4 protein-coding genes and 1 pseudogene are annotated in these 2704 nt (G+C 54.5%); 1 reads left to right on the forward strand and 4 read right to left on the reverse strand.

Features of this window, described 5'->3' with window-relative positions; all coding sequences use genetic code 11:
- The 4 genes from AB4043_RS21740 to AB4043_RS21755 form a co-directional block, all read right to left on the reverse strand.
- Positions 1 to 210, reverse strand: a 210-nt coding sequence (locus AB4043_RS21740) for a permease prefix domain 1-containing protein (RefSeq protein WP_442308066.1), incomplete at its 3' end; no start/stop codon positions are given.
- A gap of 129 nt (positions 211 to 339) precedes the next feature.
- A complete protein-coding gene (locus tag AB4043_RS21745) occupies positions 340 to 696 on the reverse strand; it encodes a PadR family transcriptional regulator (protein WP_442302908.1) in 357 nt (118 codons plus the stop codon).
- Between the two features lie 142 nt (positions 697 to 838).
- Entirely contained in the window at positions 839 to 1372 is a 534-nt protein-coding gene (locus tag AB4043_RS21750; protein ID WP_442302909.1) for a hypothetical protein, read from the reverse strand.
- A 450-nt stretch (positions 1373 to 1822) separates the two neighbouring features.
- Positions 1823 to 2386, reverse strand: a complete 564-nt coding sequence (locus AB4043_RS21755; RefSeq protein ID WP_442308067.1) for a TetR/AcrR family transcriptional regulator — start codon at positions 2384 to 2386, stop codon at positions 1823 to 1825.
- A 113-nt stretch (positions 2387 to 2499) separates the two neighbouring features.
- On the opposite strand from AB4043_RS21755, the pseudogene AB4043_RS21760 reads away from it, so the two are divergent.
- Positions 2500 to 2704, forward strand: a pseudogene (locus AB4043_RS21760) (amidase); the annotation flags it as partial.

Consider the following 2704-nt stretch of genomic DNA (forward strand, 5'->3'; position numbering starts at 1 on the left):
GAGCGTGGACCATTGCCAGACTCCGCGGCTGCGTTCTTCCAGAAGAGTCACGTTTCCGAAGGCCCGAAGAGCCGCTTGCCGCGCTTCGGGCCGCGAGAGGTTTTCGAGACGCATGATCTGCTCGATCTTCTCTTCGATGTGCTCGCGGATTTCTTCGGAGAGTTCGTCGTAGAGTCGCCGACGGCGGAAGATTCGCTCGAACCAGCTCATCGCAGTCTCCTAGGAATTAGAGCATTTCTCCTGTTGCTGGGTATCCCGGAAGGGGAGCGCAGCGGCGTTTTCATTGCGGAAAACGCCCATAGATACGGAATCCCTACACTACACCTACAGGAGAAATGCTCAGGCATTGCGCTTCTGGGGGCCGAGGACCATCTGGATGCCTTCCAGCATGCGGTCGAAGCTGGAGATCTCGCGCTCCAGGTGGAGCAAACCGTTTTTCGTGATCTGGTAGACGCGCACGCGACGGTTGGTCGAAGGCGATACGGTCCACTCGGCCTTGACGAGCTTACCTTTGAGCAGGCGCTGCAGGGCGGGATACAGCGAGCCCTCTTCCACCTGAAGCAGGTTGTTCGAACGCTGCTGGATGTGCTGAACCAGAGCGTATCCGTGCGCGGGTTGGCGGCGGAGGGATTCCAGGATCATCATCTCCAGTGCGCCGGGAAAGAGATCGCGAGATTCGTTCTTGCTGTTTTCCATAAGGCCTTATCGAAACATGCCTAGAGTAAAACAGTAATGAGGAGGCGTCAACTTGGAATTCATCGCAAGGAGACTCTGCGACGGAGTCAATCAATGAAATCAGTGAGACCGAATATGAAGTGAACTTGAGAAATAACTTAAATCAAGGGTTGAGATCGGAACAGAGCAGAAGATAAGAGCCTGCCTGAATGGAATCGGTGCCAGAGACGTCCTGATAGCGAACTTCAGAGATGTCGCCTGGATGGTTCATGAAAGGGGCCAAGTTGGCGGAAATTCTATTCACACGCCATCTGTGAAAGAGGTTGTGGGGGTGGACAGCGGTACAAAGCGGAAGCACCAGTCGAATTTCGCCACTCACATAATCGCCCTCCTGACATCCCGGCGGAAGAGGAACTTCCAGAATCCCACCCGACTCCGATATGGCCTTAATGCCGAAGTCGAGAATGCAAGCCGCCTGTTTGGGGTCATGCGAGACATAGACGACCTCAGCGTTCACGCGGTAGTAGTTGTCAGCGATTAGAACTGCGGACTTCGTCCTTTCTGCAGCCCGGGTCAGCACAGCGTCAGACCAAAAGGTGATTGCGAACCAATCCAACACGTCATTGACGTGGATCTCTTTTGATTCACCATCTTCGATCACCACGCGAAAGAGGTGCAGGTTCCACTCGAGGTTCATAGAAAGGCCATTCTAGGGCGTATCGACAGATTCGGACACCATACTTTGGAATAAATATTTGTGGGTGAACGATTCGAGCGAAGCTCGAACCGGGTGGGAGCCGYGGGCTTCAGCCCGTGGTCTATCGGCTCAATATAGAAATGGGCTTTAGCCCTGGGCTTTTTCCTAACTGAGAAAGAAAGCCCAGGGCTAGAGCATTTCTCCTGTAGGTGTAGTGTAGGGATTCGGTATCTATGGGCGTTTTCCGCAATGAAAACGCCGCTGCACTCCCCTTCCGGGCTACCCAGCAACAGGAGAAATGCTCTAAAGCCCATTTACTTTTACGCCGCTTATCAGCGGGCTGAAGCCGGCTGCTCCCACCCAACTGAGCGGCAAATTGCCTCGCCGAGCTATCCGACCTTCAAAGGGCCGACGACCTGTAGGGAAATTGTATTCATCAGCGTCCTGCCGTCAGGCAGGAAGCAATCCTGTTGTGCGGTAACTTTCGATCAGGTTGTCGTAGAGAGTGATATCTGCCCGGCTTCTTGCCATCAGTTGAGCACCCACGATTCCGGAGTAGATAGCACGTGCTCGCTTCTCGGCATCCCTGGGGCTTGCGACCTTGGCAGCAACCAACGTCTTCTTCAGCCACGCAATGTTGACATCGGCGAAAATCTGAACTTCCGTCTTCACTTCGTCAGGTAGGTCGTCGAACTGCGCCGACATAAAGCTGCAAAGGCAGATGCGATTGCCGTTCTCCAGTGCCCAGCGAAAGGTCTCCGGATAGCGACGCAGTGCTTCCAGCGGCTTTGCTGAGTTCTGCAGCAGAGACTCAAGATAAGCTGCGGCATCCTCCCAGTAGCGCTTTGCCACTGCCGCGGCCAGGTCGGCTTTGCTGGGGAAGTGGTAGTAGATACTCGCGGCTTTGATACCGACCTGCTGGRCTAGATCACGAAAGTTCAACCCCGCATAACCGTGAGCCTGGCCAACAAGCTTCGCGGCGRCCAGGATGTCTTCCCGGGCATTTGCACTCATCACGCACCTCCGCTCTTCTGGATGACAAAAACTTTCTCGATTTCTGAATCTACCATGTGGCAGGTAGAATCTCAAACACTATAACCTGCCAAGTGGCAGGTAGGGAGAAAGCAATGGACACTGAACTGATCTATTCCGACGCAACGAAACTGGCCGAGCTCATCCGCACGCGTGAGGTCTCGCCGGTCGAAATTATGAAGGCACACCTCGATCGCATTGAGGCAGTTAACCCGAAGGTGAATGCGATCGTCACGATCGCCGATGACGCGTTGAAGTCTGCCGAGAAAGCAGAGGCGTCGGTGCAGCGAGGAGACGACC

The sequence above is a fragment of the Terriglobus sp. YAF25 genome (genome assembly GCF_052113305.1).
In the GTDB taxonomy this organism is placed as follows: domain Bacteria; phylum Acidobacteriota; class Terriglobia; order Terriglobales; family Acidobacteriaceae; genus Terriglobus.

Coding starts and splice junctions, on each gene's coding strand:
- AB4043_RS21745 (WP_442302908.1), bottom strand. CDS start 696: ATGGAAAACAGCAAGAACGAATCTCGCGATCTCTTTCCCGGCGCACTG.
- AB4043_RS21750 (WP_442302909.1), bottom strand. CDS start 1,372: ATGAACCTCGAGTGGAACCTGCACCTCTTTCGCGTGGTGATCGAAGAT.